The sequence below is a fragment of the Hydrogenophilus islandicus genome (assembly GCF_054657095.1).
The window spans coordinates 13,483-39,556 of sequence record NZ_BAAHXE010000001.1 but is presented as its reverse complement, the minus strand read 5'-3'; the positions used below and the strand labels follow the sequence as shown (position 1 = coordinate 39,556).

The window sequence follows — 26,074 nt, the reverse complement described above, 5'->3', positions numbered from 1 at the left end:
CGCCTGGCCCTCACTCGTGCGTTTCGGGACGCATCGCCGGGAAGAGGATGACGTCGCGGATGTTGGGGGAGTCGGTCAGCAGCATCACCAGCCGGTCGATGCCGACGCCGCAGCCTCCTGTGGGTGGGAGCCCATATTCGAGCGCGCGGATGTAGTCGGCGTCGAAATACATCGCCTCGTCGTCTCCCGCTTCCTTGGCACGGACCTGGGCACGGAACCGCTCCGCCTGATCCTCAGGGTCGTTGAGCTCCGAAAAGCCGTTCGCGATCTCGCGCCCGGCGATGAAGAGCTCGAACCGTTCGGCGATCTCGGGGTTGGTGTCACTGCGCCGCGCGAGCGGCGACACCTCTGCCGGATAGTCGACGATAAAGGTAGGATCGAAGAGCTCGCTTTCGGTCGTCTCCTCAAAAAGGGCCAATTGCAACGCACCGACTCCTTGGTGGGGGTGTGTCGCGACACCGAGCGACTCGAGTTTGGCGCGCAGCCACACCGGGTCGGCGAGCTCCGCGAGCGACCACCCCGGATGGGTGCGGTGGATCGCTTCGACAATCGTCATACGGGCAAAGGGGTGACTGAGGTCGAGCGTCCGTCCTTGATAGACAAAACGCTCGCTTCCGAGCGCCACCCGCGCAGCGTGGCGGAGGAGTCCTTCGGTGAAGTCCATCACCTTCCGGTAGTCGGCGTAGGCTTCGTAGAACTCCATCATCGTGAATTCGGGGTTGTGGCGCGGGCTCAACCCCTCGTTGCGGAAGTTGCGGTTGATCTCGAAGACCTTCTCAAAGCCCCCGACCACCAGGCGCTTGAGGTAGAGCTCCGGGGCGATGCGGAGAAACATCGGCATGTCGAGCGCGTTGTGGTGGGTGACGAAGGGTCGCGCGTTCGCCCCACCGGGGATCGGGTGGAGCATCGGCGTTTCGACCTCGAGAAAGCCGTATTCGATCATGTAGCTGCGGATCGCCTGAATGAGGCGGCTGCGGGCGACGAACCGTTGCCGCGTCTCCTCGCTCATGATCAGATCGACGTAACGCTGACGATATTTGAGCTCCTGGTCGGCAATGCCGTGGTACTTGTCGGGAAGTGGTCGCAGGTTTTTGGTGAGCAACCGGATCGATTCGGCGTGGATCGTCAGTTCTCCGGTGCGGGTTTTGAAGAGGGTACCGGAGACGCCGACGATGTCGCCGATATCCCAGTGTTTGAAATCGTCGTAGCACGATTTGCCCACCGAGTCGCGTGCCACATAGACCTGGATCCGCCCCGACATATCCTGCAGCGTGATGAAACTCGCTTTCCCCATCACCCGCTTCAAGAGGATCCGCCCCGCAACCACCGCGGAGACGCGCAATTGGGCCAATTCTTCCTGGCTTTTTTCCTCGTAGGCTTCAGCAAGTTTTAGGGCATAATGAAGACGTTCGAAATCGTTCGGGTAGGCGGGACCTTTGGCGCGCAACGCCGCGAGCTTACGACGGCGATCTTCCATCACCGTATTGAGTTCGTGTTGTGTTGTCTCCGTCATCGTGCCAACCGTCTTGGGAATAGGGTGCAGAGCGAATTGTCGCACGGGGTAGCCCCTTCGACCAAGAGAGGAGTAGGTGAAATGAGTTTCTTCTTGCAAATCTATCGCGCGGTTGAAGCGACGTTCTTCAACACGCTCACCAAGAAGCTCGCGAGTATCGTTTCGGTCGCGCTCTTTGCAGGGCTTTTTCTTCTTCTGTTTGCCCAACTGGAGGCTTCACTGCCTGCTGCGGCTGGGGATGCACAAGCGATCGCGCAGCTTGTCGCGGAAAAGCGGGTGTGGTTTTGGGGCCTGTGGGCGGCACTTCTGGTCTATTCTGTTGCGTTGGTCCTCTACCTCCGCTATCTGATCGTGCGTCCCGTCCGGACGATGACCGAGATTTTCGCGACGCTGGGTAACGATCGTCGGTTGGGGGACCTCTCGATCGACCTGCCGGAACTCTCTCAGGATGAGCTCCGCGATTTGGCCCGTGCTTATAACGCTTTTGCCGCGCGGATGCGCAAAATTATCGTCGATCTGCGCGCGGCGGGGCTCGAGACCGGACAAGAGGCGGTGGTGACGAAACACGAAATAGAAACCGCAACCAAACGGGTAGACGAGCAGCTTGCAGCTGCCGAAGACGCACAACGGGCGAGCGCCGCAATCGTTGACGCCAACCGCGCGGTTCTTGCCAAAACTGAGCATCTCGATGCGTTGATGCACCGAAACCTAGAGCGCGTTGCTGAAGCAGTTGCATCGCTCAACGATACGGTGGTGAAGGTGAAGGGGGCTCGAGAAGAGGTTGCTGCCTTCAACGATCAGGTGGAAGAGATCATCGCACGCGCGAAAGAGGTGCGTGGGATCGCCAATTTGATTCGGGAGATTGCCGAACAGACCAACCTTTTGGCGTTGAACGCCTCGATCGAAGCGGCGCGTGCGGGCGAGCAGGGCCGAGGGTTTGCCGTCGTCGCCGACGAGGTGAGAAAACTTGCGGAGCGGGTCAATGTCGCAACGAGCGACATCTACCGCGATCTCGATCTCATGATGAACGAGGTCCACAAGACGCAATCTCAGGGTGAGATGATCGTCAATCGGGTTCAAGAGACCGAAGCCGAAATCGAAGAGACCAACCTACTTTTTGAGGCAATGACACAGGAGCTGGCAAAGAGCCGCGATGCGCTGGATGAGATTGTCGCCTCTTCGCAGACGATGAGCGCAGCAAACGAGGAGGCGGCCAAACAGGTGGAGCGGATCGTTGCCGCAAGCCAACGGGTAGCGCAGGTGATCGACGGCAGCCGTCGCCATATGGAACAGTTGGAAGAGCGGACCGAACGGACCTTGGAGCTGCTTGCTCGCTACCGGATCGGTTACGGGCGCCTCGATCACGCGATGACGGAGACGCGAATTTTTCGTGACCGGGTGCAAAAAGTGCTTGAGGAGATGGCGGCAAGCGGCATCGACATCTTCGATCGCAATTACCAGCCTTATCTCAATTGTGATCCTCCGAAATATAAGCTGCAGTGGAGTGACGAGTTTGTTCGGCGGGCGCAACACCTTCTCGATGAGACGCTCACGCGCATTCCCAACGCCGTTTTTGCTGTGGCGGTGAATACCGACGGCTACCTCTCCGCCCACAACAGTAAATTCAGTAAGCCTTTGACGGGGGATCGGGAAAAGGACCTTGTCGGCAACCGCACCTACCGCAAATTCACCAACCTGCATGAACTTCGGGCAGCGCAAAACGAGCGTCCGGTGTTGCTTCAGACCTATCGGCGCGATACCGGAGAGATCCTTGCCGATATCGCGATGCCGATCCATGTCCATGGGCGCCTCTGGGGCAACGTCCGCGTTGGGTTGCCGATCAAGGAGCTGGTCGAAGAGGCCTCTTGAAGAGCATTATGGAAGTTGAAGGGAGCGAAGCGACCAGCTTTAGGGAGAAGTTTTGTCGTTGAGCGCGATATTCAATTCGAGCATCTCGACATTCTCTTTCCGTTCGATATGGACAGAGATCGCGTCTTGGTCGACGGGGTAATATTTCGAGACCACCGCCAGGATCTCTTCTTGCATCTGCCGCAGCCGTTCGCTCTCTTCCGGGGTATTTGCTCGCCCCTCGCGCCGTTCGGCGATCAAAACCATCGTCAGTCGCTCTTTGGCGATCTGTGCGGTTGACGGCTCTTTGCGCCCAAAAAGCCGTTCAAGAAATGAGGGCATGGCCATCATGCACCTCCCAACAGGCGCTTGAGCAGACCCGGTTTTTCGTAGGTAGTGAAGCGAAGTGGCCGGTTTTCCCCAAGGAAACGGGCGACGACGTCGTCGTAGGCTTGCGCCGCCTTATCCTCTTTGATGAGAATCACCGGTTCCCCCTGGTTGGAAGCGTGGAGCACCGCCTCTGACTCCGGAATCACGCCGATGAGGGGAACCCGCAACAGCTCCTGGATATCTTTGTACGAGAGCATCTCCCCCTCTTCGACCCGTTTGGGGTGGTAGCGGGTGATCAAGAGATGCTCTTTGATCGGCTCCCGTCCTTCAATGACGCGCCGAGTCTTCGATTGCAGAAGTCCCAGGATGCGGTCGGAGTCGCGCACCGACGAGACCTCCGGGTTGGTGACCACGATCGCCTCGTCGGCAAACATCATCGCCATGAGCGCTCCGTGTTCGATGCCCGCAGGGGAGTCGCAGACGACGAAATCGAACCCCATCTGTTGGAGCTCCTGCATTACCGCTTCAACCCCCTCCTCGGTGAGCGCCTCTTTGTCCTTGGTTTGCGACGCAGGAAGGATATAGAGCGAATCGACGCGCTTGTCCTTGATCAGCGCCTGGGTCAGTTTCGCGTCCCCCTGGATGACATTGACAAAGTCGTACACCACCCGCCGCTCACACCCCATGATGAGGTCGAGGTTCCGTAGCCCGACGTCGAAGTCGATCACGGCGGTTTTGTACCCCCGCAATGCCAAACCGGTCGCAAACGCAGCGCTGGTGGTGGTCTTGCCAACGCCCCCTTTTCCTGAAGTGACGACAACGATACGCATGATTGGGGTTCCGTGAAAGATGGCTCAAGACTCGATGGATTCAAATTGTAACCGCAATTCACCTCCGTGTTGCGGGGATGCCAACCGGACCTGTGCGGCTTTCCCGGCAACCTCGCTCGGGATACCCTGTTCGAAGGTTTGGAAAATTCCGGCGATTGCGATCAACTCCGGTTGAAAACGCTGGGCGAAGATGCGCGCGTGCTCAAACCCATACGCGCCGGCAATCGCCCGACCGGCAAGCGGTCCCCAACAGACGATATGACCTGCGGCGATCACCTCGCCGCCGGGGTTGATTCCGGCGAGAAGAATCACGTCCCCGTGGGCATGGTGGATCTGTTGCCCGGAGCGAACAGGCCGGTCGACGACGAGTGACGCCCCTTGGTGAGGTTCCTCCGTGACCTGGCTCGAAGGCGTTTGAGATGCTTCGGGGGGGTGATCGCGATGAGACGAAGGGTTGGGAAGGGTCGGCGATTCGGTAGCCGGCACCTTGTCGAGGAGCGCCAGGTTGTGGCGGGCAAGCGCCGTGTGGTGATGCTCAGGGACGTTTCGAACCCCGATCGGTTGCAACCCGATGCGGCGCATCAACGCGGCAATTCCGGCCCAATCGACATGGCTCGGCCAGTCCCGTACCCGGGAAAAATCAAGGAGCGCCACCTCTCCCGTAAAATAACGGTCGGCTCCGGCAAAGCGCTTATGGAGCTCATCGGCGAGCCGCGCAGGGCTTGTCGCCGCAAGGTGCACGGAGACCGCTGAGAAATGGGTGACGGTGAACTCGGCAAGCGGTTCAGTCATCGCAACACCTCAATGGATATGGGGTGAAGTGGGTAGGTCATGGGCAAAGGGTGCGAGCGCTTCGTTACGGTATAAGCGGTAGGTATGCCCCGAGAGTTCATCGCGAATTTCGACAAACCCTTTCTCGGCCAGCATCGCCTCGACCTCTTCGCGGCCAATCAGACGCAGCAGCCGCTCGATCCGCTCCGGCTCCCGGCGCTCGAAGGGGTGGATCGCGATCGGGTCGAAGAGACGCACATCCTCTTCGGCAAAAAGGCGGCGAAGGAGTGAGGCGCTCTCCAGTTTCAGGAGTTCGTCACGGGAGACGGTTTGCGCCAGTAGCGTCACCCGCGACCATCCATCTGGATCCTTTTCGTCTGCGGTGGGGAGTTTTTGCAGCCAGAGCCCGGCAGCAACCTCTTCGTCCGCAGCGAGCCAGAGACGTGTCGGTTGCTGTTCCGATTGGGTGAGAAAGGCTTCGAGCGCATGCGCGAGCGTCTCTCCCACCCAGGGGACCAGACTGACGTAGGGTTTTGCCGTTGCAGGAAGCTCAAGGATCACCGCCAGTTGCGCATCGTCCCCGAGGAGTGTGCGCAAGGGGGTGTCGTCGGCGATCGGAATCGCTTCATCACGTTGTTGGGCCACCGCACGGAGTTCCCGATCGGGAGAGAGATCGACAACCCAGAGCGGGACCAACCCCCGTCCTTGCGCCTGTAAGGTGATGCGCGTCGGATTTTTGAGGCGGGCAGAGAGAAGCGCGGCAAACGCGGCGAGTTCTCCGAGAGCATTGCGGATCGCTGCAGGATAGCGGCGGCCGCGCACGACCCATTGCCACGTGTTGCTCAAGCGCACGTGGGCGCCGCGAATGTCAGCCGTCTCAAGGAGAAAGGGGGTGACCCCATCTACGGAGTGGTTCATCGTGTGCTTTTCTCTTTCGCTCGAGCAAGTGCGAGCGCAAGCGCCGTTGCGGGTGTGTCCCTCCTGGGCACGGAGGGTTTTTGGGATCGCGCGACCGGACGCTGAGACGTCTTCTCAGAGGGGGAGGTTCGCCGATTCGTTTCCTTTTGGGCAGGAGACGTTGCCGCAGCTTCACCTCTAAGGGAGAGGGCGATGCGGTTTCGGGTTTTATCGACCCCGATGACCCGAACCTTGACGATCTGCCCCGGTTTGACTACTGTCAGCGGGTCTTTGACGAATCGGTCAGCGAGTTCCGAAACATGGACGAGACCGTCCTGGTGGACCCCGATGTCGACAAAAGCGCCGAAATGGGTCACATTGGTGACCACCCCTTCCAGCCACATCCCTTCGTGGAGGTCGTCCAGGGTCTCAACCCCTTCGCGATAGCGCACGGTTTGGAAAGTTCCGCGGGGGTCGCGACCGGGCTTCGCGAGCTCTTCCAGGAGATCCTGAACGGTGAAGAGGCCAAAACGTTCGTCGGTGAATTCGTTGGGATTGACAAGGTGCTGCCAATCGTCCCGCCCCATCACCTCTCGAACAGTTTTCTGAATACGGGCGAGAATTTTCTCCACCAACGGATAGGCCTCCGGGTGGACGGCGGAGGCGTCCAGGGGCTCCACCCCATCCCGGATCCGCAAGAACCCGGCACACTGTTCGAAGGTTTTGGGACCCAGGCGAGGCACCTCCAGAAGTTGCGCCCGGCTGCGAAAGGGGCCGTGCTGGGTGCGCCAGGCGACGATCTCCCGCGCAAGCGTGCGGTTAAGACCAGCAACGTAGGCAAGGAGCGCGGGCGACGCGGTGTTGAGGTCGACGCCGACGGCGTTGACGCAGTCTTGAACCACCGCGTCGAGCATCCGTGCCAGTTCCGTCTGGTCGACGTCGTGCTGATACTGCCCAACGCCGATCGATTTCGGGTCGATCTTGACCAGTTCGGCCAGAGGATCCTGCACCCGGCGGGCGATCGAAACGGCTCCGCGCAGACTCACGTCGAGATCGGGAAGCTCTTCGCTAGCCAGGGCGCTTGCGGAGTAGATCGATGCGCCGGCCTCTGAAACGATCAATTTGGTGGGGCGACGCGCAACCGGCAGGCGGGCAAGAAGGGTATCGACGAGCCGCTCAGTCTCGCGACTCGCGGTACCGTTGCCGATCGCGATCAGGGTGACCTGGTGCGCGTCGATGAGTTCGGTAAGGCGCGCGATCGTCGGTTCGAGGTGACGCTTCGGTTCGAAGGGGTAGCAGGTCTCAGTAGCAACGACCGCGCCGGTCGTGTCGATCACGGCGACTTTGATGCCGGTGCGAATGCCGGGGTCGATACCCATCACCACCTGGTTTCCTGCCGGCGGGGCGAGGAGCAGCTCACGCAGGTTGGCGGCAAAGATCCGGATCGCCTCGCGCTCGGCGGTTTCGCGCATCTGCGTGAGCGCGTCACGCTCGAGGTGCGGGTGGAGCTTGGTCCGCCAGGTCCAGGTGGCTGTCCGTTCGCGCCAGGGGGTTGCCGGGTCGTCGATACGGTCCCACCCTGCGTGGCGAGCGATCAGCGCGGGAAAGGGATGAGGGGCGCCCTCTTCGAGGGGAAGGTCGACGGTAAGCGTCAGAATCCCTTCGTTGCGGCCGCGCAAAAGGGCGAGCGCCCGGTGCGACGGAATCGAGCGAATCGGCTCTTCAAAGGCGAACCAGTCGCGAAACTTCGCGGCGTTGGGGGCATTTTCGTCGAGGAGGCGCGAGCGAACCACCGCTTCGCGCCAGAAGCGATCGCGCAACCGCTGCAGGAGTTCCGCCTCTTCACTCAGCTGCTCACTGAGAATCGCGCGCGCCCCTTCAAGGGCAGCGGCCACGTCGGGAACGCCCGCTTCAGGGTTGACGTAGGGCTGCGCGAGCGTCTCCGGTGGGGCGACGACTGGGCGGGCGAGCGTCTCCGCAAGCGGCGCCAAACCCGCTTCGCGCGCGATCGTCGCTTTGGTGCGGCGCTTCGGGCGGTAGGGGAGGTAGAGGTCTTCGAGTCGCTGGCGGTTGTCCGCTTCCCGGACGGCTTGTTCGAGTTCAGGGGTGAGATGGCCGTTTTCGGCAAGGCTTCTCAGGATCGTCTCGCGCCGTCCCTCTAAAGCGCGCAGAGCGATCAGCTGTGTTTCGATCTCGCGCAGTTGGCTGTCGGTCAAACCGCCGGTGACCTCTTTGCGGTAGCGGGCAATAAAAGGGACGGTAGCGCCCTCGTCCAGCAGGCGGACGGCAGCGATCACCTGCTGGGGCGTTGCGCCGACGAGTGCGGCGATCCGCGTTTCGATTGAGGAGTAGGGTGCAGAGCTCATGGCGGGGCGATGCAGCAAAAAGGGGTCATTATAACGACGGGAGCGCGACCAGCGACTGTCTGCCGAACCACTCTTCGCCCGGCGCCAGGGTGACCGGCGTGGTGAGTTGTGCCGCCTCGACGCAGAGAAAGCGGCGGAAACCGTCGCGGGGAAGGTCGGGCAGGTGGTGGTGCGCACCGGGGTTCCAGACGACGAGGTCGGAAAAACCCGCCTGGTCGATTCCTGTGGCCTCTTTGCCACATCGCCAAAGGAGCGGGCGTTGCGGTGCGGGATAGACGCGGTTAATCGCCCGCTCAACGACCAGTTCCGGCGCCCGCTCGGTGACGCTTTGCCAGTCGTTGTCGGCGTCCTGGTAGGTGAGGCCAAAGAGCCCAGAAAGGTTGGAGAGCTCGAGCTCGGGCGTTGCAAGGTAAGTGTGAAGCCCACCGGTGAATGAGAGCTCCTCTGCTCCGTTATTCCCCACCGCAAGTTCGACATCGAGGCGGTCGGGAGAGAGCATCACCGTCACCTCCGCCCACCACCCAGGAGGGATCTCCTGTTGGTAGCGGGTAGGGAGGTCGTCGCTGGTGAGACGCCAGGTGGCGAAGACGAAGTCGCGATCCGCTTTCTGTTCCGTCATCCGCCAGGTCAGACGGCGGGCGAAACCGTGGCGGGTGAGAGGGCCGCGGTCTGCCCATTGGGGGAAGATCACCGGAATACCGCCGCGAATCGGGGTGGCGTTCTCACCTCTGCTCAACGGGCTGACGTAGAGCCGCTCAACGCCGTCGGGCGGGACCCATGAGAGGACCTGTGCCCCCCAGTGGCTGACGACTGCTTGCGCGCCTCTGATTTCCAGACGAACGACGTCGAGGTCGTGCCAACGCTCAGAAGTGATGGATGGCTCACGCATCGCTTCGATTCCTCAGTGGTGCGGTTGCAGGGGCAAAACCCCGAGCTTGATCGAGCGGTCTTCGGGGTCGTCGGTCAGGGTAAAGCCGAGGCTAGCGACAAAACGGAGCATCCGCTCGTTGTTGGCAAGAAAGACGCCGCGCATCTCTTTGAGGCCGCGGTTGCGTGCCGTTTCGATCAGAACCTGCATCAACTTGCGCGCAAGCCCGCGGTGTTGCCACTCGTCAGCGACAACGATCGCGAATTCGCAACTTTCGCCGTCGGGGTTGACAGCGTAACGGGCAACGCCCAGTTCGACCTCCTTGCCCGCTTGCGTGGTCACGGCGATGAACGCCATTTCACGGTCGTAGTCGATTTGGGTGAGACGGGCGAGCATCGCAGGGGGCAACTCGTTCAACGTGGTCATGAAGCGGAAGTATTTCGTCTGCGGCGAGAGGTTGCGGACGAACTCTGCTTCGAGTTCGGCATCTTCTGGGCGGATCGGACGGATCAGGACGTCGGTGCCGTCGGGGAGGGTCCAGTGCTGCACCAGGTGCGAGGGGTAGGGGTGGATCGCCATGTGGGCGTAGCGATCCTGCGACGGGTTGGTGGGGGTGAGCGAAATCTTTGCGTCGAGCGCAATCGCGTCGTTCTCGTCGACGATGAGCGGGTTGATGCTGAGGTACTCGATCCACGGCAGTTCGCAGACCATCTCGGAGACACGCAACAGGACCGACTCGAGCCGCTCGAGCGCCACCGCCGGCATATTGCGCCACTCCTGAAGCATCGGGTAGATGCGGCTCGAGCGAATGAGGTCGTGCGCGAGGTAGGTGTTGAACGGCGGAAGCGCCACGCTCATGTCCGCTTCGGGGGTTGCCCGTTTCCCCCCCTCGCCGAAGTAGATCACCGGACCAAAGACCGGATCGCGTTTCACCCGAATCATCACCTCACGCCCGTAGCGGCGGATCACCATCGGTTCGATCACCACCCCCTCGATCTCGGCATCCGGGGCGTTGCGGCGGACTTCAGCAATGATCTCTTGAAACGCGGTCCGCACTGCGGCCATCGTCGTGAGGTTGAGGCGCACGCCACCGCTATCGGCTTTGTCGAGGACATTTTTCGCCTGAATCTTCATCGCGACTGGTAAGCCGATCTCTTCGGCGAGCACAATCGCCTCAGTGACGGTCCGGGCGAGCATCGCCTGCGCGATCGGGATGCGAAAGGCCGATAGGACCGCTTTGGCCTCCATTTCGTTGAGGCGCAGCCGCCGTTCGGTGAGCGCCGCTTCGATGATCAGTTCAGTGCTCTCGATGCGCGGGGGCTCGGCGTTGGTGAGTGGCGGAGGGGTTTGCGCGAGCAGCTTCTGGTTGCGGTAGTAGGACGAAACGTGGGAGAAGAGCTCGACCGCCGGTTCTGGTGCGCGGAAAGTGGGAATTCCGGCCGCGACGAATTTTTGCCGCGCCTCGTCGACCTGCAGATCCCCCATCCAACAGGTGACGACGGGCTTATCCCCTTTCGCTTCGATTTCGATGATCCGTTCGGCTACTGCGGTGGGATTGGTCATCGCCTGCGGGGCAAGGATCACAAGGATCCCGTCGACCTCTGGTGCCGCGAGAAGGGTGCGGAACGCTTCGCCGTAGCGGTCGGCATCGGCGTCGCCCAGAATGTCGACCGGGTTGGCGTGCGACCAGTTGGCAGGAAGGAGCGCGTTGAGTTTATCGACGGTGTCGCTCGAGAGTTCAGCAAGGGGAATCGCGAGGTCGGCTGCCCGGTCGGCGGCCATCGCCGCCAAGCCGCCGCCATTTGAGAGGATCGCCAGCTTGTTGCCTCTTGGGCGCAGGCGGGCGAAGAGGGCAGAGAGCGCGGCATAGAGCTGCGTGGTGTTGTAGAGGCGGATCACGCCGCTACGACGCAGCGCGGCATCGAAAACCTTGTCGTCTCCCGGTTGGTGACCGGCGTGGAGGTGGATCGTGCGCATTACCTCGGGGTGGCGGCCCGCTTTGAGGACCAGCACCGGTTTGATGCGCGCTGCCGCACGCAGCGCACTCATGAAGCGGCGGGCATTCTTGATCCCCTCGATGTAGAGGACAATCGCCTCAGTCCGGTAGTCTTGGGCAAGAAAATCAAGCACCTCGGCAAAGTCGATGTCGGCACTTGCCCCGAGTGAAACGACTGCGGAGAAGCCAACTCCGGCCGGTTTCGCCCAGTCGAGGACCGCGGAACAAAGGGCTCCCGAATGGGAGATGAACCCAATCGACCCTTTGAGCGGGGGGGTGAGGACAAACGAGGCGTTGAGCCCGACGTGGGGCCGCATCACCCCCAAACAGTTGGGGCCGAGGATGCGGATGTGGTAGCGGCGCGCCGTTTCGATGAGCTGGCGCTCGAGCCGCTCACCGCGCGGTCCCGATTCGGCAAACCCAGCCGAGAGGATCACCACCATCTTGACGCCCGCGCGTCCACACCCCTCGACGACGCTCAACACCTTCTCGGCTGCGACACAGATCACCGCAAGCTCAATCCGGTGGGGGACCTCTTCGATCGTGGGGTAGGAGATGAGGTCGAAGATCTTTTTGTGTTTGGGGTTGACCGCGAAGAGGCGGCCGGTGTAGCCGCCATCGAGGAGATTGCGGATCACGGTCCTGCCGAGCGACCCTTGACGTTCCGAAGCGCCAATCACCGCAACCGAACGCGGTTCGAGCAGAGGTTGAAGATAGTGGTGTTCTTGCACGATCGGCTCCCGAATGGATCGCAGCGGAGTGTACCGCAACGCCCGTTTTCTGTGGGCGTACAATAGCGGCGTGACCGCACGATTCTACCAAGAGCCAGGGAGACCGCAATGAGATCATGGTTGGAACAGTTACCTCAAAGCCCCTGTTGGCGGACCGACGCCTATTGGGGTGGAGCGTGGCAGCGGGCAGCGCGCCGCTATGCGGTGAAGAATCCGGCAACCGGCGAAGTTTTTGCCGAGGTGGCCGACTGCGGCGCGGAGGAGACCGAAGCGGCGATCCGGGCAGCCGACGCCGCTTTTGGCTCGTGGAGGAAAGAGCTTGCGAAGAACCGTTCTGCGCTCCTACGCCGCTGGTACACGCTCATCAACGAGCACGCCGAGACCCTTGCGCAGTTGATTACCCTGGAAGGGGGGAAACCCATTGCTGAGGCGCGCGGGGAGGTGGCCTACGCAGCGTCGTTTGTCGAATGGTTTGCCGAGGAGGCGAAGCGGATCTACGGCGACATCATCCCCACACCCGCGCACGATCGCCGCCTGATGGCCTGGAAAGTGCCTGTGGGGGTCTGTGCCGCGATCACGCCGTGGAACTTCCCGGCGGCGATGATCACCCGCAAAGTCGCCCCTGCGCTCGCGGTGGGGTGTACGGTGGTGGTGAAACCCGCTGAGCAGACCCCTCTGACGGCACTTGCGCTCGCGGCGTTGGCGGAGGCTGCCGGTTTCCCACCGGGTGTCTTCAACGTGGTGACCGGTAGCCGCCCCGAGGTGATTGGACAGGTGCTTACTTCGAGCCCCTTGGTGAGGAAGCTCTCGTTTACCGGTTCGACCGAGGTGGGTCGCCTCTTGATGGCGCAATGCGCGCCGACGCTGAAGCGCTTGTCGTTTGAACTCGGTGGGAACGCCCCGTTCATCATCTTTGACGACGCCGATCTCGACGCGGCGGTGGCAGGAGCCTTGGCGTCGAAGTACCGCAACAGTGGGCAGACGTGCGTTTGTGCCAACCGCCTGATCGTCCAAGAGGGGATCTACGACGCGTTCGTCGAGCGTTTTGCTGCGGAAGTGGCAAAGATGCGGGTCGGAGCAGGATGGCAGGAGGGGGTTGCGGTGGGGCCGCTCATCGACGCGGCGGCACTCGCGAAAGTGGAGGCGCTCGTTGCCGATGCCGTGTCTCGGGGGGCAAAGGTGGTCTGTGGCGGAACGCCACTTCCCGACGTCGGGCCAAACTTTTACGCGCCGACCGTGCTCACCGACGTGACGATGGCGATGCCGATTGCTCAGACAGAGATCTTCGGTCCGGTGGCGCCGATCTACCGCTTTACGACGGACGAGGAGGCGGTGATGCTCGCGAACGCCACCGAATACGGTTTGGCGGCTTATTTCTATGCCCGCGATGTCGGGCGAGTATGGCGGGTTGCCGAAGCGCTCCACTATGGGATGGTGGGGATCAATACGGGGATCATCTCGAGCGAGGTCTTCCCGTTCGGCGGCGTCAAGCAGTCGGGGTTTGGCCGTGAAGGGTCGAAATATGGCGTCGAGGAGTATCTCGAGGTCAAAGCGGTCTGCTTGGCCGGGATGTGACCAAAATGGCATCGGGCGACACGTGTGGCTGGGGAGGATAGAGATGGTCAAAAAAAGTGGCTGGATCCGTTGGGGTGCTGTGGCGTTTCTCTTCGCGCTGACCCTCTCTGGGGAGGGTTGGGCGCAAATGGCCCCTGCAGAAACAGAAGAGGCGCTTTCCGAGGCGGAGATCAGCGAGGCGGTGGAGCGGCTCCACTGCGCCAATGAGCCCTTTTTCTGGTGTAGCGGTGGGATTGGCGCTGAAGAGCGCGCGGCGCTCGAGCGTCTGGGCGGCCGGTTCACCCTCTGCATTGAGTGGGCGCAAAGCGGCCGTCCCTACCTTGCCGGTGCAACTTTGGCGGTAACCAGCCGGGATGGGCTTCTCCGTTGGCGGGGCGACGATCTCGGCCCGTGGTGGTGCGCAGCGCTTCCCGCCGGCGACTATCGCCTCGTCGCAACCGGGACGCCGCTTGTCGAGTATCCCCCGCAAGAGCGGCAGATCACGCTCAAGAAGGCGACACGTCCGCAGCGGCTCACTTTTCTCTGGTAGGGGGGCGATCAGGGGAGGGTGAGGAGCTCTTCGACAACTTTGAAGAGTGTTGCCTCATCGAGCTTCTCAAGGGTCAATTGGGCACAAACTTTCCCCTTCCAGCCCCTGAGCCCTTTACGGTAGAGCGGATCGTAGTGGCGCGCCATGAGGTCGCGGTAGAGGTCTGAAAACGCTCCGCGGTCGATCGCCTGGTGCCATTCGTTCAGCACGCTGTTGGGGACGATCCCCTTCAGGCGGTCGAGCTGCGCCTTGAGGGTCGCGGGCTCGTTGCGCCAAAAGCCGTAATCTTCGAGCACCAATGCGAGACGAGCGTCGAGCGGCGCGTCGAGCAAGATGAGCGGCGAAGTCTGTAACTTCTCCCACAACGGGTCAGGCAGATGACAGGTGCCGATGCGGCGGTTCTCCGCTTCGGTAAAGACCGGTTTCTCCGGGTCGAAGCGGCGGAGTTGCTCCCAGAGTGCTGTTTCGAACGCCTTCTGCGACGGTTGCGGCGTCCCGTCCGGGGCGCGCCCGAGGAGCGAACCTCGATGGCGCGCCAGCGCCTCGAGATCGAGCACCTGCGCGTGGTGCCGGGCAAGGAGCTGCAACAGCCGCGTCTTGCCGCAGCCGGTGGGGCCAGCGAGCACGTAATAACGGAAGCGTTGCGGAAGGTGGGTCAATTCGGCGAGCACATGGCGGCGAAACGCCTTGTAGCCCCCTTCCAGTTGCGCTGCGTCCCAGCCGATCAGTCGCAGCCAGGTGACGAACGCGCCGCTTCGCTGCCCGCCGCGCCAGCAGTAGACGAGCGGCCGCCAAGTTCGGGGTTTATCCTGAAATGCAGCCTCAATGTGGTGAGCAATGTTGCGCGCGACCCACGCGCCGCCAATGCGCCGCGCCTCAAAGGGCGATTGCTGCTTGTAGATCGTCCCGACGATCACCCGCTCCTCATTGGTCAGAACGGGGCAATTGATCGCACCGGGGATGTGGTCTTCGGCGTACTCGGCGGGGGTTCGGGCGTCGATCACCGTGTCGAAAGAGTCGATCGCGGTCACCAGAACGGTGGGGGAGGTCTGTCGCTCCATCGCTGCCTAACGAAAAAGGGGAGATGTTATTATCGCGCAACAAGTGGGTAATGGACACGGAACTCACCCTTGCGGTGGTGAGAAGATCATCTCGGGTGCGCAGCGTTGCGCCCGTTTGCGGGAGTTCGGTTGAGCATGGTATCTGATACGTGGCGGGCCGTCGGAGCGGTCTTTGTCGGTGCCGGTTTTGGGGCGATTTTGCGTTGGTGGTTGGGGGTGAAGCTCAACTGGTTGTGGCCGACGATACCACTCGGTACCCTTGCAGCCAATCTCCTGGGGGGCTATGCAGTGGGGCTCGCGTTGGGGTGGCTTGCAGCGCTTCCTCATCTCGCGCCGGAGTGGCGGCTCTTCATCATCACTGGGTTCTGCGGAGGGCTCACCACCTTCTCCACCTTTTCGGCAGAGCTCGTTCACCTCCTGCAACACGAACGCTACTTCTGGTTCGTCGTCTCGGCCACCACCCACCTTGCCGGGTCACTCGCGATGACTTTTGCTGGCCTGGCGACGATGGCGTGGCTGCTCGAGCGGTGAGGAGCACGATGACGTGGGTGCCGGCAGAGGGATTCAAACCTGCGACCGAGCGCGTGTCTTGTCCCCATATGATTCTTCCAAAATCAGAATCCCGGATATTTGCGCCAGATCTGCCGGTTCAGCTCTGCGTTGTCGCTGTATTCGCCGATTGCCCAATCTTTGAATGAGTAAAGGTCTTGCGCCAGTTCGGTGATGACCTCGCGCAGCTCAAGCGGCTCGAGCCACTCGGCAGGGATCGCTTTTACGCCGTAGATCGTGCCGAGCAGGTTGCCGGTGATCGCTCCGGTCGAGTCGGAGTCGCCATCGTGGTTGACTGCAAGGATCACGCCCTGCCTGAAGTCGCGGGCGACCGGGGCGCAGTAGATCGAGATGGCGAGCGCTTCCTCGGCAACCCAGCCCTCGCCCAGCCGGGCAATGGCTTCTTCAGGGGGCAGGGGAGACTCGGCCAACGCTTCGGCCGTCTCGATGGCGTGTAGGGTCTCCTCAAAGCCGGGTTCGGCGCGCAGAAGAGGTTTGGCGGTGGCTAACGCTTCGGAGAGCGACGCACCATCGGTGAGCGCCTGGATCAGCACCGCCAGCACCCCTGCGGTCAGTGCTCCGGTGGGGTGGCCATGGGTCAGCGCCGCCAACTCGGCACCCAAGCGGAAGGCCCCTTCAGGGGGCTGGTCCAGCCGCCAGGCGAAGAGGCCGACGGGCGCAACCCGCATGACGCCGCCGCAACCTTTGCTGTCGTTGCGGGCCGGCTCCCCGAGGCGCTTCATCGCCCGCAGGGCCGCCAAGCAGGTGTTGCCCGGTGCGCGACGGCTGTGGAGCGAACGCTGCTGAAAGAGCCAGCCCGGTTCAGCGGCGCCGAACTCGATGTCGCAGGTCGGACGTTCGCCCTGGGTTTGCAGCCAACGCAAGTAGGCATGCGCCGTGACACCGGTGTAGCTTGTGATGCCTCTAAAGCAGCCGCGCACCCAGCCGCGGATCAACCCTTCGGCCGTGAACAAGGTCATCTGCGTGTCGTCGGTGATCGTCCCGATGCCGCCATAGGCTGGTGCATATTGGGTGATCCCCTCCGGGCCGAAGCGGCGGAGGATCTCGCTGCGCCTCATGAACTCCACAGGTGCGCCTAGGGCGTCGCCGACGGCGCCGCCGAGGAGGCAGCCCGTGAAGCGGTCAATCACCGCGGGTGCATTCTGGTCGCTCATCTTTTTGGTGCCGGCAGCAGGATTCGAACCCGCGACCTACCGCTTACAAGGCGGTTGCTCTACCAGCTGAGCTATGCCGGCTAAGGAGAAACAGCAAAATTGTACCATGAACAGCAGTCCCGTCGCGCCCCCTCCCCGTGGGCTTCCGTCACGGGGTCGGGGGAGCGGGAGATGATCGCTCGTTCCGCGGCGGTCTGCCAAACGCATCACGCGCTTTTGAGCGGGATTTTCCCGATTTTGATCCGCCACTCCTGCGGACCCCGCTCGTGGACGTTGTTCCCTTCGCTGTCGACGGCGACGGTCACTGGCATGTCGGCGACTTCAAACTCATAGATCGCTTCCATCCCGAGGTCCTCAAAGGCGACGACGCGCGCTTTCTTGATCGCTTTGGCCACCAGATAGGCGGCGCCGCCCACCGCCATCAGATAGGCGGCACGGTTGTCGCGAATCGCTGCAACTGCCTCTGGTCCCCGTTCGGCTTTACCGACCATCGCAATGAGGCCGGTCTGTTCGAGCATCATGCGGGTGAATTTGTCCATCCGGGTAGCCGTCGTCGGGCCCGCGGGTCCGACCACTTCCCCTGGGATGGGGTCGACGGGGCCCACGTAGTAGATCACCCGGTTGGTGAAATCGACCGGGAGCTTCTCACCTTTCGCCAAAAGATCGGCGATCCGTTTGTGCGCCGCGTCGCGGCCGGTGAGGAGTTTGCCGGAAAGGAGGAGAATCTCGCCGGCGCGCCAGCTCGCCACCTCTTCTTTGGTGAGGGTGTCGAGGTTCACCCGTTTCGCCTGTTTGACATCCGGCGTCCAGGTCACCTGTGGCCAATCCTCGAGCCGCGGCGGGGTGAGTTCTGCCGGCCCGGTTCCATCCAACGTGAAATGGACGTGGCGGGTCGCCGCGCAATTGGGGATGAGAGCAACCGGCAGGCTCGCGGCGTGGGTCGGGTAGTCGAGAATTTTGACATCGAGCACGGTAGTGAGCCCCCCGAGCCCTTGGGCACCGACCCCCAACGCGTTCACCTTCTCATAGAGCTCGAGGCGCAGCGCTTCGACGGTCGAAAGCGGCTCTCCCCGTGCAGCTTTCTCTTGCAGACGGTGGATGTCGACCGGTTCCATCAGCGCCTCTTTGGCCAGCAGCATCGCTTTTTCCGGTGTTCCGCCGATGCCAATACCGAGAATCCCCGGCGGGCACCAGCCGGCGCCCAGGGTGGGGACCGTTTTGAGCACCCAGTCGACGATCGAGTCGGAGGGGTTGAGCATTGCCAGTTTCGCTTTATTCTCCGAACCGCCCCCTTTGGCGGCGCAGATCACCTCAACGGTGTTGCCCGGGACGATTTCGTAGTGGACGACCGCGGGGGTGTTGTCGCGGGTGTTTTGCCGTTTGCCCGCAGGATCGCGCAGGATCGACGCACGCAGGGGATTCTCCGGGTTGGTGTAGGCGCGCCGCACTCCCTCGTCGACCAGCTCCTGCAGGCTCTTTTCGGTGGCAAAGCGGACATTCATTCCCACTTTGAGGAAGACAACGGCGATACCGGTGTCTTGACAGATCGGACGGTGGCCCTCGGCGGCCATCCGCGAGTTGGTGAGAATCTGCGCAATCGCGTCTTTGGCTGCAGGGTTCTCTTCCCGCTCGTAGGCTTCGGCCATTGCTTGGACGAAGTCGAGCGGATGGTAGTAACTGATGAACTGAAAGGCGTCGGCGATCGAGTCGATCAGATCTTCTTCACGGATCACGGTGGTCATGGTCAATCACTCCCTGGTTTGGTGGCGTGATTGTAGCGAAAAGTGTGGGCTCCCAGGACTGCCCCTGTTGTAAGTTTGCTGTAAGATATTGACGTTAGATTGTCTATGGTTCTCAAGTGAGAGGGAGTAACGCAATGAGCGAACAGAAGCTGTACTATCCGCCGGAAGAGCTGGTGAAAAAAGCGGCCGTTTCGGGCATGGACCACTATCGTCGCCTCTGCGAAGAGGCCGAGCGTGATTACGCGGGATACTGGGCGAATCACGCGCGCAATCTGATCACGTGGAAGAAGCCCTTCACCCAGGTGCTCGATGAGTCGAACGCGCCCTTTTTCAAGTGGTTTGCCGACGGGGTGCTCAACGCCTCCTACAACTGCTTGGATCGTCATGTCGAAGCAGGGAAGGGGGATCGCGTCGCGATCATCTTCGAGGCCGACGACGGTCAGGTGACGAAGGTCACTTACGCTGAGCTCCTTAAGCGCGTTGCCCAGTTTGCCAATGGGCTCAAGTCGCTTGGTGTGAAGAAAGGGGACCGCGTCGTCATCTATCTGCCGATGGGGGTCGAAGGGGTGGTCGCGATGCAGGCGTGCGCGCGGATCGGTGCCACCCACTCGGTGGTCTTCGGCGGCTTTTCGGCGCAAGCGCTCCGCGACCGTATCCAGGATGCTGGGGCGAAGGTGGTCGTCACTTCAGACGGGCAGTTCCGCGGTGGGAAGAAGTTGCCGCTCAAGGCGATCGTCGACGAGGCGATCGCGATGGGCGGGTGTGACAGCGTCGAGAAGGTGATCGTCAACCGGCGCACCGGGATGGAGATCGAGTGGGTCGCGGGCCGAGACCTCTGGTGGAGCGACGTGGTCGCGGGACAGAGTGAAGTCTGCGAGCCGGAGTGGGTTGAGGCGGAACACCCCCTCTTTCTCCTCTACACCTCCGGTTCCACTGGGAAACCCAAGGGGGTGCAGCACTCCACGGGGGGGTACCTCACCCACGCGGCGCTCACGATGCTCTGGACCTTCGACTATAAACCGGAGGATATCTTCTGGTGTACCGCCGACATCGGCTGGATTACCGGTCATACCTACGTCTGCTACGGTCCGCTTGCCGTGGGGGCAACGCAGGTGGTCTTCGAAGGGGTGCCGACCTACCCCGACGCGAGCCGTTTCTGGCGGATGATCGAAGCGCACAAGGTGTCGATCTTCTACACTGCGCCGACGGCCATTCGTGCGCTCATCAAAGCGGCTGAGGCGAACCCCGAGGTCCATCCCAAACGCTTCGACCTCTCCAGCCTGCGGATTCTCGGCTCGGTCGGCGAGCCGATCAACCCGGCGGCGTGGGAGTGGTACTACCGCGAAGTGGGGGGCGAACGCTGCCCGATCGTCGATACCTGGTGGCAGACCGAAACGGGCGGCCACATGATTACCCCGCTCCCTGGCGCAACGCCGCTCGTGCCCGGTTCGTGCACGCTCCCGTTCCCGGGGATCCAGGCTGCGGTGGTCGACGAGACTGGCAACGAGGTCCCGTGGGGTCAAGGGGGCTTTTTGGTGATCAAGAAGCCCTGGCCGTCGATGATCCGGACGATCTGGGGCGACCCCGAGCGGTTCAAGAAGTCCTACTACCCCGCTGATTTTCAAGGGAAACTCTACCTTGCCGGGGACGGCGCGATTCGCGATCCCGAAACGGGTTACTTCACCATCACCGGTCGGATCGACGACGTCCTCAACGTCTCGGGTCACCGGATGGGGACGATGGAGATCGAGTCGGCGCTGGTGGCCCACGAGCTCGTTGCTGAGGCGGCGGTGGTTGGCCGGCCCGACGAGATCACGGGTGAGGCGATCGTCGCCTTTGTCGTCCTGAAACGTCCCCGTCCCGAAGGGGAAGAGGCAGCGAAAATCGTCAAAGAGCTGCAGAACTGGGTGGCGAAGGAGATCGGCCCGATTGCCAAACCCAAAGAAATCCGCTTTGGCGACAACCTGCCGAAGACCCGCTCTGGGAAGATCATGCGGCGGCTCCTGCGGCAGCTCGCGAAAGGGGAAGAGATTACCCAAGATACTTCAACCCTCGAGAACCCGGCGATCCTGGAGCAGTTGAAAGGGTAACAAAGAGAGGGAGGAGGGCGGGTGACTCACCCGCCACGAGAGGAGATTGCCGCCCGGCCTGATGGCCGGGTTTTTTTGGCCTACACCTCGACGTTATCGATCAGGCGCGTCGTCCCGAGCCGCGCCGCGCCAAGGACAACGAGCGGCTCGACCGCACGGTTCGGGGGGGTGAGGGTGGGCAGTTGCAGGTCGGCGCGACGGCGGATGGCGACGTAATCGGGAAGCCACCCGTGGGCGGTGAGCTCGCTCATAGCCTCTTTCTCAAGCCGCGGATAGTCGCCGCAGCCGCTTCTTACTGCTGTGGCGACCTCTTCAAGCACCCGATAGAGCCGCGGGGCTTCTGCCCGCTCCGCGGGGGAGAGGTAGGCGTTGCGTGACGAGAGGGCAAGGCCGTCTGCGGCGCGGACCGTCTCGCCAGCGACGAGGGTGATCGGCAACGCGAACTGCTCGACCATCTGGCGCAAGATCATCAGCTGCTGATAATCCTTTTTGCCGAAAAAGGCGAGGGTCGGTTGAATGATCGCAAAGAGTTTCATCACCACCGTCGCAACGCCGCGAAAGTGGCCCGGACGCGCTGCTCCTTCGAGGATCGAAGAGAGGATTTCCGGCGGTTCCACGAAGAAGCGCTGCGGTTGCGGATAGATCTCGTCGGTCGTCGGGGCAAAGAGGTAGGGAATGCCGCATTGAGTAAGCAGCGCTCGATCCTCCTCGAGCCTTCGCGGGTAGCGGCCGAAGTCTTCGTTCTGCCCGAACTGCAAGGGATTGACGAAGATGCTCACCACGACATGGGGGGTGCGTTGCAGCGCCAACCGCGCGAGCGCGAGATGCCCTTCGTGCAGCGCCCCCATCGTCGGCACAAACGCGACCTCTGGGAGTTGCGCCCGCACGGCCCGCCACTCGGCAATCGTCGTCACAGTCTGTATGGGGTGGCTCATCGGTGAGATTCCTTGGCTAGTAGCAATGCTCGTCGGCCGGGAAAGTCCCCTCTTTCACCGCGCGCACGTAAGCCGAAACCGCTTCGGCGATGCTTCCTGCGCCAGCCATGAAGTTTTTGACGAAGCGCGCTTTACGGCCCGGGAAGATATCGAGCATATCGTAGAGGACGAGCACCTGGCCGTCGCATTCGGGGGCTGCGCCAATGCCAATCGTGATCATCTCGTTGCTGCGCCGGGTCACCTCCTTGGCGACCGCACGCGGAACCATCTCCAGGACGATCATCGCCGCTCCGGCCGATTCGAGCGCAGCCGCTTCGACGAAGAGCCGCTCCGCTTCCGCTTCCAGACGCCCCTGAACGCGGTAACCGCCCAGTTGATGGACCGATTGCGGGGTAAAACCGATATGGGCGCAGACGGGGATGCCCCGTTCCACAAGGAAATGGACGGTGTCAACCATCGCCATCCCCCCTTCGAGTTTGACCATGTGGGCCCCGGCAGCCATCAGTTGCGCGGCGCTCGCGAAGGCCTGCTCTGGGCTCTGTTGGTAGCTTCCGAAGGGAAGATCGGCGACGATGAAGGCCCGTTGTGCCCCGCGCGCGACGCACGCAGTGTGGTAGCACATCTGCTCAAGCGTCACGGGCAGCGTCGACCGGTGGCCCTGGATGACGTTCCCCAGCGAGTCACCGACCAGCAAAACATCAACCCCGGCTTGATCGAGGAGTGCGGCAAAGGCCGCGTCGTAACAGGTGAGCATGGCGATCTTTTCACCCGCTTCGCGCTTGCGTTGCAGCGCCGCAAGGGTGATCGGAGTCTGGGTCACTTCGCTCATCGTCTACTCCCTGGTGTTGGCGAAGTGCTCATTGTGCCAGAGCCGATGCCGGTTGTGCCAAGGGGTCGGTGACGGGGCGGAGCGGCGCGAGGCGGCGAATCGGCTGATCAGCGACGAGCGGGAGGTACCGCGCCAGTGGCCCAAGGCCTGGGACAGTGAGATCGGGGGCAATTTCAAGCAGCGGAACCAGGACAAAGGCGCGATAGTGGAGCCGAGGATGAGGGACGGTGAGGTGCGGTAAGTGGTGGCATTCATCGCTGTAGAGAAGCAGGTCGAGATCGAGGGTACGCGGCGCATGGTAGCCGGAGCGCTTGCGGCCAAAGCGCTTCTCGATCGCGAAGAGTGCGGAAAGGAGCGTCTCGGCGTCGAGCCGAGTTTCGATCGCCACAACCGCGTTGGTATAGTCGGGCTGCTCCTCGTCGACCTCGACGGCGCCGCTCTGGTAGAGGTGCGAGAGTGCTGCAAGGCGCGTGTAGGGGAGCCTTCCAAGGGTGCCCGCAGCACGGGCGAGCGCTTGCGGTGCGTCGCCGAGGTTCGCCCCGAGCCCAATGTAGGCGGTGACGGCACGGTTCTTCAGCGCAGCGACGCGGGCCAATTCCGCTGTTTCCAAGGAGGGGAACGCCAGGGTCACGTGTCGCCCCCTTCAGAAAGCGTTGCTTGCTGGTGCTCTCGATCCTCCGCTGCAGCAGGTGCGGCCGCGTTTCGCGCTTTTTTTCTCCGCCGCCGTTTTTTCTTTGCGCCGGGTGATCCACCCTCTTTCCCTTCGGCGGCGCGGATCAGCCGCAACCGCTCCTCTTCGCCCGCGTGGGCAAACTGGTCCCACCACGCAACGAGCGCTTCGGGTACCTCCCCTGCCTGCGCCCTCAGGGCGAGGAAATCCCACGCGGCACGGTAGCGCGGCTGCGCGATCAGGCGGTAGGGGTATTTGCCGACCCGTTTTTCGAAGCGCGGTTGCATCAACCACAGTTCGCGCATCTCAGCGGCGTGCGCCCGGGTGAGTGCCAGCGCCGCAAATTCGCCCGAGAGGACAGCGTCGCACGCCTCAAGGAGGGCGGGAACGTGCGGAACCCCTGCCTGCTCGCGCACTTCCCACGCTTCACGCACTACTGGCCAGAGCATTGCACCGAGGGTAAAAGAGGCTGAGACGGGTTTGCCGTCGTGAATGCGCCGGTCGGTCGCGGCGAGCGCGATCTCAAGAAAGGGGCGGTAGCGTTGCGAGGCGAGTAACCGTTCCACCGGGGGCAGGGCATAGGTCGCCAGCCCCTCTTCCTGGAGATGCATGAGGCACTGGAGTGCGTTTCCTGAGGTCAGGACCTTGAGGAGCTCATCGACGAGGCGGGCCGTTGGGACGTTGGCAAGGAGCGGCGCGAGCCGCCGCAACGGGGCGCGCGCGGCGCTATCGAGCGTCAACCCCAATTTGGTCGCGAGACGCACCGCTCGGAGCATCCGCACCGGGTCTTCGCGGTAGCGTTGATCAGGGTCGCCGATCATGCGCAGAAGTCCCGCTTTGAGGTCGCCGACGCCGTGGTGGAAATCGCGGATCACTCCCTTGATGGGATCGTAGTAGAGGGCGTTGGCGGTGAAGTCGCGCCGCAATGCGTCCTCTTCGATCGTCCCGAAGCGGTTGTCTTCGAGAATTCGGCCATGTTCGTCGGTTGCAAGTTCATCGCCCCCGTGTGCCCGGAAGGTGGTTACTTCAACCGTTTCGTGGTTCGAATAGACATGAACGATGCGAAAACGGCGGCCGATGATGCGGGAACGGCGAAAAAGGGCGCGTACCCGCTCAGGTGGCGCGTCGGTGGCGACGTCGAAATCTTTCGGTGTCCGCCCGAGGATCAGGTCACGCACCGCCCCCCCGACGATCAGTCCCTCATGGCCGTTGTGCTGCAGCACCTCGCAGACGCGTCGCGCTGCCGCCGAGATCTGGTCGGGGGTAATGCCGTACTGTTCTCCCGGCAGGAGCGATGGTTTCGGGCGAGGGACAATTTTTTCGGTCAGTTTCCGTAAGATTTTCCGGATCATACTTTGCCCCTCACGATCGAAACGAGACGATACGCCAACCGTTACGGGTCGCCGCCTCGCGTAGCCGTGCGTCGGGGTCGACGGCGATCGGTTCGTCGACGCGCGAAAGGAGCGGCAGATCGTTGTGCGAGTCGCTGTAAAAGCGGATCGTGGCAAACGAGCTCCACCAGTAACCGAGCGACTCGAGCCACGCTTCGACCCGCGCGATCTTGCCCGCTTGAAACGCCGGGGTGCCGCGTGCCCGCCCGGTAAACCGCCCGTGTTCCACCTCGGGAATCGTCGCGATCAGGTGTTCGATCCCAAACGCGCGCGCAATCGGGCCTGTGACGAATGCGTTGGTTGCCGTTACCACCGCAACGAGGTCACCCCGCGCCCGCGCCCGATCGACTTCAGCCAGGGCATGCGGGAGCATCATCGGCCGGATGACCTTGCTGAGAAACTCCTCGCGCAGGCGCTCGAGCGTGGCACGGTCATGCCGGGCGAGCGGCGCGAGTTGAAAGGCGAGAAAAGCGTCGATATCGAGCGTCCCAGCGACGTAGTCGTCGTAAAACTGGCGGTTTTTCGCTTCATGCAGTTCTCGGTCGAGCAACCCTTTGCCGATCAGAAACTGAGCCCAGGCGAAATCGGAGTCGCCGGCCAGCAAAGTGTTGTCCAAATCGAATAGCGTCAAATCCATGGTCTAACGTTCCTGGGAGAGGAGGTGCCAAACCTCTTTGAGGAGGGACACCGTGATGGGCTTCCCTCGGCGCAAACTCTCTTCGCTCGCTGCTTCGAGCGCGAGCAGCAACTCCGGAATCGAGCGCGGCAGGTGGGTGAGCAGAAAGCGCACCGCTTCGTCCGAGAGCAACACACCGAGTTGCGCGGCGCGGCGCTGGAGGAGCTGCGCCCGCCCTACGTCATCGAGCGGTTTGACCGAGAAAGAGGGCAGAAGCGCCAAACGTGTCCGGAGATCTTCCCGGAACGGCAAGCGGTTCGGCGGCGTTTGGCTGGCAACGAGCCACCGCTGGCCGAGCCGATTCGCCCAGTTGAAGGCGTGAAAGAGCTGCTCCTGGGTCGCGGGATCTGCGGCCTCCAGATCGTCCAAGAGCAACACTGCGCCGGGCGACTGGGTCGGGGGGGCATCCAGGGGTTCACGCAAAGGGGCGTACCAAACCAATTGCCCTTGCCCGCGCACCGTTTCCGCGACGGCATGGAGCAGGTGGCTCTTGCCGCAACCAGGCGGTCCCCAAATGGCCAGGTGGGGGGTTGTCACGCCGGGGATCGTTTCGTTGTGCGCAAAGCGCAGAAGCGCCGCAACAAGCGCTTCGTTGCCGTAGGGTTCGAAATTCTCAAACCGCTGCGGCAAGGGGTCGAAAAGATCCAGCAGCAATTGCACCGGCCGGGTGCCTCTCGTCTCGGTAACCGTTCGTCGTACAAT

22 protein-coding genes and 1 tRNA gene are annotated in these 26,074 nt (G+C 62.4%); 5 read left to right on the top strand and 18 right to left on the bottom strand.

Annotated elements, in window-relative coordinates:
• Nucleotides 1-10 precede the first annotated feature (10 nt).
• A complete protein-coding gene (gene lysS, locus ACYQ6T_RS00200) occupies nt 11-1,513 on the bottom strand; it encodes a lysine--tRNA ligase (RefSeq protein ID WP_459826269.1) in 1,503 nt (500 codons plus the stop codon).
• An 81-nt stretch (nt 1,514-1,594) separates the two neighbouring features.
• Between lysS and ACYQ6T_RS00195 the strand changes: the two genes are divergently transcribed.
• Complete coding sequence (locus ACYQ6T_RS00195; protein WP_459826267.1) at nt 1,595-3,382, top strand: methyl-accepting chemotaxis protein; 1,788 nt, start codon at nt 1,595-1,597, stop codon at nt 3,380-3,382.
• 39 nt (nt 3,383-3,421) lie between these two features.
• Here the strand turns inward: ACYQ6T_RS00195 and minE are convergent, their stop codons facing one another.
• From minE to ACYQ6T_RS00160, 7 genes are read right to left on the bottom strand one after another with little or no spacing between them, the layout of a single operon-like run.
• Nucleotides 3,422-3,709 (bottom strand): cell division topological specificity factor MinE, encoded by a 288-nt coding sequence (gene minE / locus ACYQ6T_RS00190; protein ID WP_459826265.1) that lies wholly within the window; start codon nt 3,707-3,709, stop codon nt 3,422-3,424.
• Nucleotides 3,709-4,521 carry a septum site-determining protein MinD gene (gene minD, locus ACYQ6T_RS00185; protein ID WP_459826263.1) on the bottom strand — a complete coding sequence of 271 codons (813 nt, stop codon included), beginning with the start codon at nt 4,519-4,521 and terminating at the stop codon, nt 3,709-3,711. The genes minE and minD overlap by 1 nt, the downstream gene beginning before the upstream one ends.
• A 24-nt stretch (nt 4,522-4,545) precedes the next feature.
• Complete coding sequence (minC, locus tag ACYQ6T_RS00180) at nt 4,546-5,313, bottom strand: septum site-determining protein MinC (protein WP_459826261.1); 768 nt, start codon at nt 5,311-5,313, stop codon at nt 4,546-4,548.
• A gap of 9 nt (nt 5,314-5,322) precedes the next feature.
• Entirely contained in the window at nt 5,323-6,210 is an 888-nt protein-coding gene (gene hslO, locus ACYQ6T_RS00175; RefSeq protein WP_459826260.1) for an Hsp33 family molecular chaperone HslO, read from the bottom strand.
• The gene (locus ACYQ6T_RS00170; RefSeq protein WP_459826258.1) at nt 6,207-8,555 is read right to left on the bottom strand and encodes a Tex family protein; all 2,349 of its coding nucleotides are present in this window, start codon (nt 8,553-8,555) and stop codon (nt 6,207-6,209) included. Before ACYQ6T_RS00170 ends, hslO begins: the two co-directional genes overlap by 4 nt.
• Before the next feature lie 28 nt (nt 8,556-8,583).
• Nucleotides 8,584-9,444 (bottom strand): D-hexose-6-phosphate mutarotase, encoded by an 861-nt coding sequence (locus ACYQ6T_RS00165; RefSeq protein ID WP_459826257.1) that lies wholly within the window; start codon nt 9,442-9,444, stop codon nt 8,584-8,586.
• Between the two features lie 12 nt (nt 9,445-9,456).
• On the bottom strand, nt 9,457-12,150 hold the full coding sequence (locus ACYQ6T_RS00160; RefSeq protein WP_459826256.1) for a bifunctional acetate--CoA ligase family protein/GNAT family N-acetyltransferase: 2,694 nt from the start codon (nt 12,148-12,150) through the stop codon (nt 9,457-9,459).
• A gap of 108 nt (nt 12,151-12,258) precedes the next feature.
• Between ACYQ6T_RS00160 and ACYQ6T_RS00155 the strand changes: the two genes are divergently transcribed.
• Both ACYQ6T_RS00155 and ACYQ6T_RS00150 read left to right on the top strand, forming a co-directional pair.
• Nucleotides 12,259-13,725 (top strand): NAD-dependent succinate-semialdehyde dehydrogenase, encoded by a 1,467-nt coding sequence (locus tag ACYQ6T_RS00155; RefSeq protein WP_459826254.1) that lies wholly within the window; start codon nt 12,259-12,261, stop codon nt 13,723-13,725.
• Nucleotides 13,726-13,768: 43 nt separating this feature from the next.
• Nucleotides 13,769-14,254: a peptidase associated/transthyretin-like domain-containing protein gene (locus ACYQ6T_RS00150; RefSeq protein ID WP_459826252.1), complete on the top strand. Its 486-nt coding sequence runs from the start codon at nt 13,769-13,771 to the stop codon at nt 14,252-14,254.
• An 8-nt stretch (nt 14,255-14,262) separates the two neighbouring features.
• On the opposite strand, the gene mnmH is transcribed toward ACYQ6T_RS00150, so the two are convergent.
• The gene (mnmH, locus tag ACYQ6T_RS00145) at nt 14,263-15,315 is read right to left on the bottom strand and encodes a tRNA 2-selenouridine(34) synthase MnmH (protein ID WP_459826250.1); all 1,053 of its coding nucleotides are present in this window, start codon (nt 15,313-15,315) and stop codon (nt 14,263-14,265) included.
• 135 nt (nt 15,316-15,450) lie between these two features.
• Between mnmH and crcB the strand changes: the two genes are divergently transcribed.
• Nucleotides 15,451-15,846, top strand: a complete 396-nt coding sequence (gene crcB, locus ACYQ6T_RS00140) for a fluoride efflux transporter CrcB (protein ID WP_459826248.1) — start codon at nt 15,451-15,453, stop codon at nt 15,844-15,846.
• A gap of 83 nt (nt 15,847-15,929) precedes the next feature.
• On the opposite strand, the gene ACYQ6T_RS00135 is transcribed toward crcB, so the two are convergent.
• The 3 genes from ACYQ6T_RS00135 to ACYQ6T_RS00125 form a co-directional block, all read right to left on the bottom strand.
• Entirely contained in the window at nt 15,930-17,039 is a 1,110-nt protein-coding gene (locus ACYQ6T_RS00135) for an ADP-ribosylglycohydrolase family protein (protein ID WP_459826246.1), read from the bottom strand.
• A 5-nt stretch (nt 17,040-17,044) separates the two neighbouring features.
• Nucleotides 17,045-17,120, bottom strand: a tRNA-Thr gene (locus ACYQ6T_RS00130).
• A gap of 125 nt (nt 17,121-17,245) precedes the next feature.
• Complete coding sequence (locus tag ACYQ6T_RS00125) at nt 17,246-18,781, bottom strand: fumarate hydratase (RefSeq protein ID WP_459826244.1); 1,536 nt, start codon at nt 18,779-18,781, stop codon at nt 17,246-17,248.
• A gap of 134 nt (nt 18,782-18,915) precedes the next feature.
• On the opposite strand from ACYQ6T_RS00125, the gene acs reads away from it, so the two are divergent.
• Nucleotides 18,916-20,871 carry an acetate--CoA ligase gene (gene acs, locus ACYQ6T_RS00120; RefSeq protein ID WP_459826242.1) on the top strand — a complete coding sequence of 652 codons (1,956 nt, stop codon included), beginning with the start codon at nt 18,916-18,918 and terminating at the stop codon, nt 20,869-20,871.
• Between the two features lie 80 nt (nt 20,872-20,951).
• On the opposite strand, the gene panC is transcribed toward acs, so the two are convergent.
• The 6 genes from panC to ACYQ6T_RS00090 are packed head-to-tail and all read right to left on the bottom strand — an operon-like array spanning nt 20,952 to nt 26,032.
• Complete coding sequence (gene panC, locus ACYQ6T_RS00115; RefSeq protein ID WP_459826527.1) at nt 20,952-21,794, bottom strand: pantoate--beta-alanine ligase; 843 nt, start codon at nt 21,792-21,794, stop codon at nt 20,952-20,954.
• Nucleotides 21,795-21,822: 28 nt separating this feature from the next.
• Nucleotides 21,823-22,635, bottom strand: a complete 813-nt coding sequence (gene panB, locus ACYQ6T_RS00110) for a 3-methyl-2-oxobutanoate hydroxymethyltransferase (RefSeq protein ID WP_459826240.1) — start codon at nt 22,633-22,635, stop codon at nt 21,823-21,825.
• 28 nt (nt 22,636-22,663) lie between these two features.
• Complete coding sequence (folK, locus tag ACYQ6T_RS00105; RefSeq protein WP_459826238.1) at nt 22,664-23,266, bottom strand: 2-amino-4-hydroxy-6-hydroxymethyldihydropteridine diphosphokinase; 603 nt, start codon at nt 23,264-23,266, stop codon at nt 22,664-22,666.
• Nucleotides 23,263-24,657, bottom strand: coding sequence for a polynucleotide adenylyltransferase PcnB (pcnB, locus tag ACYQ6T_RS00100; RefSeq protein ID WP_459826236.1), 1,395 nt, complete (start codon nt 24,655-24,657; stop codon nt 23,263-23,265). The genes folK and pcnB overlap by 4 nt, the downstream gene beginning before the upstream one ends.
• Nucleotides 24,658-24,667: 10 nt before the next feature.
• Nucleotides 24,668-25,333 carry a histidinol-phosphatase gene (locus ACYQ6T_RS00095; protein WP_459826234.1) on the bottom strand — a complete coding sequence of 222 codons (666 nt, stop codon included), beginning with the start codon at nt 25,331-25,333 and terminating at the stop codon, nt 24,668-24,670.
• Nucleotides 25,334-25,336: 3 nt separating this feature from the next.
• Nucleotides 25,337-26,032 (bottom strand): HdaA/DnaA family protein, encoded by a 696-nt coding sequence (locus tag ACYQ6T_RS00090; protein WP_459826232.1) that lies wholly within the window; start codon nt 26,030-26,032, stop codon nt 25,337-25,339.
• Nucleotides 26,033-26,074: the final 42 nt, after the last annotated feature.

Coding starts and splice junctions, on each gene's coding strand:
- ACYQ6T_RS00135 (WP_459826246.1), bottom strand. CDS start 17,039: ATGAGCGACCAGAATGCACCCGCGGTGATTGACCGCTTCACGGGCTGC.
- ACYQ6T_RS00195 (WP_459826267.1), top strand. CDS start 1,595: ATGAGTTTCTTCTTGCAAATCTATCGCGCGGTTGAAGCGACGTTCTTC.
- hslO (WP_459826260.1), bottom strand. CDS start 6,210: ATGAACCACTCCGTAGATGGGGTCACCCCCTTTCTCCTTGAGACGGCT.
- ACYQ6T_RS00125 (WP_459826244.1), bottom strand. CDS start 18,781: ATGACCACCGTGATCCGTGAAGAAGATCTGATCGACTCGATCGCCGAC.
- ACYQ6T_RS00165 (WP_459826257.1), bottom strand. CDS start 9,444: ATGCGTGAGCCATCCATCACTTCTGAGCGTTGGCACGACCTCGACGTC.
- ACYQ6T_RS00150 (WP_459826252.1), top strand. CDS start 13,769: ATGGTCAAAAAAAGTGGCTGGATCCGTTGGGGTGCTGTGGCGTTTCTC.
- panB (WP_459826240.1), bottom strand. CDS start 22,635: ATGAGCGAAGTGACCCAGACTCCGATCACCCTTGCGGCGCTGCAACGC.
- ACYQ6T_RS00095 (WP_459826234.1), bottom strand. CDS start 25,333: ATGGATTTGACGCTATTCGATTTGGACAACACTTTGCTGGCCGGCGAC.
- lysS (WP_459826269.1), bottom strand. CDS start 1,513: ATGACGGAGACAACACAACACGAACTCAATACGGTGATGGAAGATCGC.
- ACYQ6T_RS00155 (WP_459826254.1), top strand. CDS start 12,259: ATGAGATCATGGTTGGAACAGTTACCTCAAAGCCCCTGTTGGCGGACC.
- ACYQ6T_RS00170 (WP_459826258.1), bottom strand. CDS start 8,555: ATGAGCTCTGCACCCTACTCCTCAATCGAAACGCGGATCGCCGCACTC.
- minC (WP_459826261.1), bottom strand. CDS start 5,313: ATGACTGAACCGCTTGCCGAGTTCACCGTCACCCATTTCTCAGCGGTC.
- minE (WP_459826265.1), bottom strand. CDS start 3,709: ATGGCCATGCCCTCATTTCTTGAACGGCTTTTTGGGCGCAAAGAGCCG.
- crcB (WP_459826248.1), top strand. CDS start 15,451: ATGGTATCTGATACGTGGCGGGCCGTCGGAGCGGTCTTTGTCGGTGCC.
- pcnB (WP_459826236.1), bottom strand. CDS start 24,657: ATGATCCGGAAAATCTTACGGAAACTGACCGAAAAAATTGTCCCTCGC.
- minD (WP_459826263.1), bottom strand. CDS start 4,521: ATGCGTATCGTTGTCGTCACTTCAGGAAAAGGGGGCGTTGGCAAGACC.
- acs (WP_459826242.1), top strand. CDS start 18,916: ATGAGCGAACAGAAGCTGTACTATCCGCCGGAAGAGCTGGTGAAAAAA.
- mnmH (WP_459826250.1), bottom strand. CDS start 15,315: ATGGAGCGACAGACCTCCCCCACCGTTCTGGTGACCGCGATCGACTCT.